Origin of the sequence: Halocynthiibacter sp. (genome assembly GCF_049608145.1) — a bacterium.
GTDB lineage: Bacteria > Pseudomonadota > Alphaproteobacteria > Rhodobacterales > Rhodobacteraceae > Halocynthiibacter.
In genome coordinates this window covers 1-7,250 of sequence record NZ_JBMYXF010000084.1, presented here as the reverse complement: position 1 = coordinate 7,250, position 7,250 = coordinate 1, and the positions used below count along the sequence as shown (strand labels likewise).

The following is a 7,250-nucleotide window of genomic DNA, read 5'->3' as shown; positions in this document are numbered from 1 at the left end:
CCGTATTTTTCGACGTAGCTGTTAGAGCTTCTCAGTGCTGAGGCATTCTCCGATTTCCAAAGCTTAGACTTAGCAGTTGAAACAGCCGCTCTAACGCCTTCTTCTGCCGCACGTGATAAATTCACCTTTAGTTCCCGTGCTTCGATCAGCAGTTCGCTGTCTAAAGATAAATTGGTCGGTTTCCGAGAATGTGCGTTCATAAGTTGCCCCTTTTCAAGAGCACGATAACCTAGTCTATACATGCGCGTCAAATATGCGCATGCCTTATACGCAGAATCAATCTTATGTAAATTGACCGGCTGTAACTTGGTAGGTGATGGCTATTCGCTACTACCAACAAGAGCCGAAAACATTTTAACCTTCTCCCGACAGTAACGTTTGGTAAGGCAGCAGTGCACTTCCAAGCGATCTCGCGTGGATGCCAACCTCGCAGGGTATGACTTCAACTTTGCGAATGCCGCGTTGATCGTATGCGTCTAGCGCGGCGTTTACTGCGGCGACCAGACGTTGCCGAAGCTGTGGGGAGAGGCTTGTATCCAGGACAATCCCCTCAGGATCAACAAACACTTGTCCGCCCATTGCAGCGAACGCAATCGCGTCGGCTGCCTTGGTTTGCCATTCCACATACAGGTCTTCGGCTGCAGAATTTAGCTGTCCTGAATACAGGCTCTCAACATCGAAACCAGCGTCGGCCATTGCATTTTCCAAAATATGGATCGATGCATAGTCAAGCAATTGGCTAGTTTTTCGTTCGCCGGACAAGTGCGTCGGTAGCGAACCAATCGCACCGGCATTGCCTGCAAGGCCTTCAAAAACCTGATCTCCGAAGGCAAGCCCACCCCCGATAAATGTACCAACGTAAAAATATACAAACGAGCTTAAGTTTCGGCCGGCACCCAGTCGAAGGGATGCAAGGCAAGCGGCATTCGCATCATTCATTTCTGCGACCGGGACGTTCAAGGCATTTTCCAAGTCTTCACGAAGGGTTGCATGTTCCCAATCAGACATTGCCCCTTGCGGCGCACCTGTGGTTGCTTCCCAGCTCCACAATGCATCAGGAATTGCGAGGCCCACGCCTTGCAAAGATATTGACTGCGCTGAAGGCAGTTCAGAAATCAGCGTTTTTGCAAGGGCGATCAGATCATCCCGTAACGTATTATATACCGGATAGTCATAGCGAAGCGATCGGTGCTCGATAATGGAATAGTCCAGCGCCATTGTCGTAACTTCTGCCGACCGTCGTCCCACTTTGATACCCACCGACACCGCCCCTAAAGGATTGAGCCGATACGGGGTGGAGGGTTGACCCACTTTACCCCGAACAGACTTTCCCGCCTTCAGCATGCCCTCTTCAACAAGCCGATTGACGATCACCGTAGCCGATTGGGCTGACAACTTTGATCTACGGGCGATTTCTGCCTTGCTCAGTTCAGTGTTTCGCCGAACCAAGTCTAGGATAAGCCTTTCATTGAAAGGACGGACCTGAGCGTCATTTTCTGTGGACTGAAAACGAAGGTTCATTCTGCCAATCCTAGATGTAGCTTGCGCCTTCGTGAACGCCTTGATCAACGCCAGTGATCATTGCAACCACGTCGTTACCAGACGCCGTCTTCGCATCAAGCACTCCCGCAATCCGACCACGACGGAACACAACGATCCGATCCACAAGGTTGAAGACTTGACGCAGGTTGTGGGACACGATGATCACGGGCACGCCACGTTCCTTAAGGCCACGAATGATGTTTTCAACGCGGGTGGTTTCCTGAATACCAAGGGCAGCCGTTGGTTCATCCATAACGATCAGTTTCGATCCCCAACCAGCAGCACGGCTGATGGCCACACATTGCCGTTGCCCGCCGGACATGCCTGCGACCGGCTGTCGAACGTCTGGGATTTTAACCCCGGTTTCTTCCAACAATTCGGCAGATCGCTTGGCCATAGCCTTTTTGTTCAACCAAGACAGCGGGCCAAATTCAAACATCACTTCTTCACGACCAAGGAAGATATTCGCGGGCACATCCAAATGGTCCGCAAGGGCAAGATTTTGATAAACTGTCTCAATGCCATGATCCCGGGCTTCTTGCGGGGATCGGAAATTGACGGATTTTCCATCGACGAACACATCCCCAGATGTGCGTTGTTCGACACCGGTGATGTTGCGCACAAAGGTTGACTTGCCAGCACCATTGTCCCCAACGATAGCGATATGTTCGTCTTCGAACATTGTGAAATCTGCATCGTTCAAAGCTTGGACGCCACCGTAGTGCTTTGTTAAGCCTTTGGTTTCCAGAATGATTTTACGATCTTTCATGGCAATCCCCCACTGCATTGGCTGAATGTGTTTGGTCATCCATACGGTCTGTTGCGGGCAAGTCAATAAATAAATCACGTTGATTTAGTTATTGACAGCGCACTGGAATCATCGTTTCTTGCGCACATCAACACCGCCCCACTTGAAACTGGGCGCATGGTATCTGGGAGGAACCACCAATGAAAATGAAGTCAATTTTTGCCGGTGCGGCTATCGCAACGCTTATCGCGGCATCGTCCGCATCTGCACAGGATGTGATCGGTTATATCACCAAATCTGCCACAAACGCAGGTTGGATGATGATCAACCAAGGCGCACAAGACGCAGCCAACGAAGAAGGCGTTACACTGGTTTCCGTCGGTCCAGCTTTCCAGGGCGACCTGTCCAGCCAATTGGAAGTTTTTGAGAACTTGGTTGCACAAGGTGCAAAAGCCATCGGCGTAGCGCCTGTGGACAGCGCAGGTATTGCACCAGCCGTAAACGACGCAATGGATGCAGGTATTCCTGTCATCGCTATCGATACCGGCGTTTCCGGTGCTGACGTTACTTCTTTTGTTGCGACCGACAACGAAGCCGTTGCAAAGGTACAAGGTTCTGTTGCCGCGACGCTGGTCGCTGATGGCGATGCAATCATCTATGTTACAGGCAACCAAGCACAGTCCACGGGCCAAGAACGCCGTGACGGTTTCATGGCTGGCTTCATGGCAGCACGCCCGAACAGTGAAGTTATCGTTGTTCCGACAGAATGGAATTCTCAGCAAGCTCAAGAAGGTGTCGAAGCAATCCTGAACAGCCGCGACGACGTCAAAATGGTCGCTAACGCTTGGGATGGCGGCACAATGGGTGCAAAAGCTGCTTTGGAAAACTTGGGCTACAGTGCAGGTGATGTGAAACTGGTGGGCTTTGACGGCGCGTCTGACGCGATTGTTGCAATGGACGCTGGTTGGGTTCACGCGAACACGGCACAGATGCTGTACCAGATGGGTTACCAAGGCATCAAAGCCGCTGCAGCCGCTGCACGTGGCGAAGATGTTGCGGGTCGCATCGACACAGGGTTCTTCCTGGTGACACCAGAAACATCCGCAGTCTACAAAGACATGGTTGGCATTCAATAAGCTAACGCTTTTAGGGCGGGTTACATCGTGTAGCCCGCCCTTTTTGTATCCAAATTTCAGCAAGGCAGGACCCAGACATGGCTGATACGAGCACGCCACTTCCGAAGTCAAAAATAGCGCTTCAAGATCAATTTATCATGTGGATGGTCCGGTTTTTTCGTGCCGAATGGTCCGGGGCTTTGTTGGCAATTGTTGTGCTTGGGATTGCGATTGAAGTCGCAACTCCCGACACCTTATTCTTCCGCCCTTCAAATCTGATGACGATCCTGAACAACTCAGCCGCGATTGGGATTGTTGCTGCGGGCATGACATTGGTCATCTTGACGGCTGGTATCGATCTGAGCGTTGGATCGGTTATGGGCATGACGGCGGCGCTTACGGGGTATGTTGCCAGCTTCTGGGGGTTTCCGCCTTACCTCGCGATCATGACGGGCCTGGCAATTGGCATGGCTGTCGGCGCGTTTAACGGCACACTTGTTGCGTATTTTGGGATGCCTGCCTTTATTGTCACCCTCGCAGGTTTGTCGATCTGGCGTGGATCAGGCCATTTGACAACAAGCGCACAAGCGACCCCGAAGCTGCCGGACGCCTTCGACACATTCGGGCGGTACAATCCATTTTCTGCGCTACGTGACGCGTACAAAGATGGTGAACTGACGGGCTTTGCACAAACCTTGGGGGCCTTTGTTGATGACAACTGGCTCAACTTTTTCCGTACTTTTCAAATGTCGATGCTTATCTTCGTTGGGTTTTTCATCATCCTTGCGATCCTCATCGCAAACACACGCTATGGTCGCTATGTATATGCCATTGGCTCAAACGAACCTGGTGCACGGCAAGCCGGTATCAATACTAAACTGTATACGCTGATCACCTACATGATCTGTTCCTTCTGTGCTGCTTTGGGGGCGTTGTTGTTCCTTGGCCGCGCACCCTATGCCAAGTCCGACTATGGCCAGATGTGGGAACTTGACGCGATTGCCGCTGTCGTTATTGGAGGGACTTCACTGTTTGGCGGTCGTGGTTCGCTTTGGGGCACGTTTATGGGCGTGATCCTTTTGAAGCTGATCAATAACGGTCTTACTCTGGCCCAGCTAAATACATTTTGGCAGATGGTTGTGACAGGTGGGATCATCCTAGTCGCAGTGGGTATCGACATTGTTCGCCAATCCAAAGACCCCCGGGCGGTGCGCAAACTGTTGGCGGGTGTCGGCGCGTTCATGGCGTTCTTGTCCCTCATGACGCCCGCTTCGATATGGTTAGGCGCAAAAATTGGTATCATTGAACACAATGCGTCTGTCGCGTTGCGTGAGGCAGGAACCTCTTTGGCACCGGGTCAGAACGCGCGTCTGTTATCACCTGCTGATCTTGACGCTTATCAGGCGGCAGCGTCCAGCACGGCGTTTGGGTCTCTCTTGCTGGCCATCCTAACGATAGTCGCTGCTGTGATGATTTTCCGAACCACAAAGATTGCAACGCTGATCCTGGCGGCGGGCTTTGTTCTGATGATTGTTCCTGTTGTCGCAATGGGTTATCAAATCACAGCACCGTTCCTCGTTTTGGGCGCGGTCGCGATTGCAGCTTCAGCATTTGTGGGAATGATCTTTGACCGTGCCAGAACACTCCAACCAACAGGATAAAAATCCGCCGCTATTTGCCATTGGGGGTGAAAACCTGATCGATCATGTAACGAATGACGGTCAGGTCACTGCCAAGGTTGGTGGATCACCTTTTAACGTGGCTATGGGACTTGGACGACAAGGGGCAAATGTCCGCTACATCTCGCCTATCTCCAACGATCCGTGGGGCGGAAAACTTGCTGCGGCTTTGGTCGATGCGGGCGTGGACCTTACCGGCGGGCGCGTGAACCTGCCGACAACAATGGCGCGTGTCGAAATAACAAGCGGAATCCCCAGTTATCGGTTCGAGAGGGAAGGCACAGCGGAACGCGATATCACTTTTGAAGGTCTGGTTGATCAACTGACCGATGCATCTGCGCTCCACACTGGATCACTTACCTTAACGAAGGGTGATGACGCGGGCATCTGGGAACGCGCCCTCGCCCATGCCTTTGACGCCGGAATGTTCGTATCCCTTGATCCCAACGTTCGGATGTCTGTGATCGAAGATGTTCAAGTCTATCGCAAGCGTATCTTTCGCATCGTCCAGAAAATATCCATGATCAAACTGAGCGATGAGGATTTGGCTGACCTGTACCCAGATCAGAGCCAGGATGATGCACTTCATGAACTGACACAGCACTCCTCTGCAGCCCTGATCGTTCTAACAAAAGGACGAGAAGGCGCTCTTGCCATAACGAGGCACCATCGCGTTCAGATCAAAGCGGCACCCGTCCAAAACCTGGTCGATGCAGTCGGTGCGGGCGATACCTTTGCAGCGACTCTCTTGATGTCACTTTCGGATATGGGTTGCCTATCCGCCGAACGGATAAATGCGTTGACCGAAGATCAGGTTATATCGCTGCTTAATCAGGCAAGTATCGCCGCCGCAATCAACTGTGGGCGGGAGGGTTGTGATCCACCCACACGTTCGGAACTTTTGGAAGCGGTACGATAGACATGCCCCTCGATCTTTACCTTGATACTGCCGATGTTGCCGAATGGGATGCTCTTATGCCCGTTGGTATGTTTAAGGGGATAACGACCAACCCGCTGTTGGCACACCGTGCGAACCTATCCTATCCGCAGATCAATTGGGCGGACATGGCTCAGCGTGCAGCTGACTTGGGTGCCCTGGAACTCCATGCCCAAGTCTTTGGTTCGCCCGACACCTATCGCCCTTGGGCTGAGGCATTTATGTCAGCCGGGCAGAAAGCAAATATCAGAACTGTCGTAAAAGTGCCCTTGGTTGAGCCTGCGATCCGTCAGGTCCCAAAATTGAAGTCAGATGGATACCCAGTCTTGATGACCGCCTGCTATGACGCAAAACAGATGTTTGTCGCAACGGGGTTGGGCGCAGATTACATCGCCCCATACTTTGGCCGAATGTTAGAGGCGGACCTGCCTGCATATGACATGATCCGACAAATGCTTGCCATTGGTGCAGGTTCTGGCACCCGCGTTTTGGTGGCGTCACTACGGTCGACAGAACAGATGAATAAGCTGGCGGAAATTGGCTGTGATTGCTTCACGATTGCCCCCGATATCGCGCGGGCGCTTTTAGAAGATGAAAGAGCACAGGTCGCATATCGTGACTTTGAAGCTGTGGCCAACGCACAGGGCACAAATTAGCCGTTAAAGTTGGTGTGAACCGCAAGAGTTCATCGGCCAAACCAAAGGCGAATGACAGCATCAGAAAAAAAATTCGGAAACCAAATATGGTATCTAAAAAGGTGGGTTTTGATCCCCCTGCCCCACCGGCTGATCTGGAACGATAAATCTGTCTCAAAAACCCACACCAGAACAGGTAAGGTTTTGAGACATTTTTGATCCTACCAAACACCTCAGATAATGGGGATTATTAGCAATACTTTTGACATCCCAGATAGGTTACATAATGTATTTTATGTAACCTATTATTACGCAGATCCTGATCTTACTTTCTGAACACAATTTCCATGAATGATCTTCCAATCCAAAATCCGAACAGTTCGAAAAACGCCTCACTTCACAATGTGGGAAACTTCGAAGACCTGACCCAAGTTTCTCAACCCAACGTTTGGCTGGCCAACTTCGCGACCAACACGCGGACGACCTACAGCCACAGCGTGAAAGACTTCATCGCCAAGATGGGGCTGCAATGTGAAGAAGATCTCTACAGGGTCACGCAAGCGCATATCATCGCGTACCGCGATCGACTAAAGG

Annotated in this window: 8 protein-coding genes; 5 read left to right on the top strand and 3 right to left on the bottom strand. The window is 51.6% G+C overall.

Annotated elements, in window-relative coordinates; all coding sequences use genetic code 11:
• From ACPGUT_RS15495 to ACPGUT_RS15485, 3 genes are all read right to left on the bottom strand, one after another.
• Positions 1-200: type II toxin-antitoxin system CcdA family antitoxin (locus ACPGUT_RS15495; protein ID WP_423992925.1), on the bottom strand; the 200-nt coding region annotated here is incomplete at its 3' end.
• Between the two features lie 154 nt (positions 201-354).
• Positions 355-1,521: an ROK family transcriptional regulator gene (locus tag ACPGUT_RS15490; RefSeq protein WP_423992923.1), complete on the bottom strand. Its 1,167-nt coding sequence runs from the start codon at positions 1,519-1,521 to the stop codon at positions 355-357.
• 10 nt (positions 1,522-1,531) lie between these two features.
• Entirely contained in the window at positions 1,532-2,311 is a 780-nt protein-coding gene (locus tag ACPGUT_RS15485; protein WP_423992921.1) for an ATP-binding cassette domain-containing protein, read from the bottom strand.
• 179 nt (positions 2,312-2,490) lie between these two features.
• On the opposite strand from ACPGUT_RS15485, the gene ACPGUT_RS15480 reads away from it, so the two are divergent.
• The 5 genes from ACPGUT_RS15480 to ACPGUT_RS15460 all read left to right on the top strand — a co-directional run.
• Positions 2,491-3,426, top strand: a complete 936-nt coding sequence (locus ACPGUT_RS15480) for a sugar ABC transporter substrate-binding protein (protein WP_423992919.1) — start codon at positions 2,491-2,493, stop codon at positions 3,424-3,426.
• Positions 3,427-3,503: 77 nt separating this feature from the next.
• On the top strand, positions 3,504-5,066 hold the full coding sequence (locus ACPGUT_RS15475; protein ID WP_423992917.1) for an ABC transporter permease subunit: 1,563 nt from the start codon (positions 3,504-3,506) through the stop codon (positions 5,064-5,066).
• Positions 5,038-6,003, top strand: a complete 966-nt coding sequence (locus ACPGUT_RS15470) for a carbohydrate kinase family protein (protein WP_423992927.1) — start codon at positions 5,038-5,040, stop codon at positions 6,001-6,003. The genes ACPGUT_RS15475 and ACPGUT_RS15470 overlap by 29 nt, the downstream gene beginning before the upstream one ends.
• A 2-nt stretch (positions 6,004-6,005) precedes the next feature.
• Positions 6,006-6,677, top strand: coding sequence for a transaldolase family protein (locus tag ACPGUT_RS15465; protein ID WP_423992915.1), 672 nt, complete (start codon positions 6,006-6,008; stop codon positions 6,675-6,677).
• A gap of 326 nt (positions 6,678-7,003) precedes the next feature.
• The coding region (locus tag ACPGUT_RS15460) for a hypothetical protein (protein ID WP_423992913.1) at positions 7,004-7,250 on the top strand (247 nt) is incomplete at its 3' end.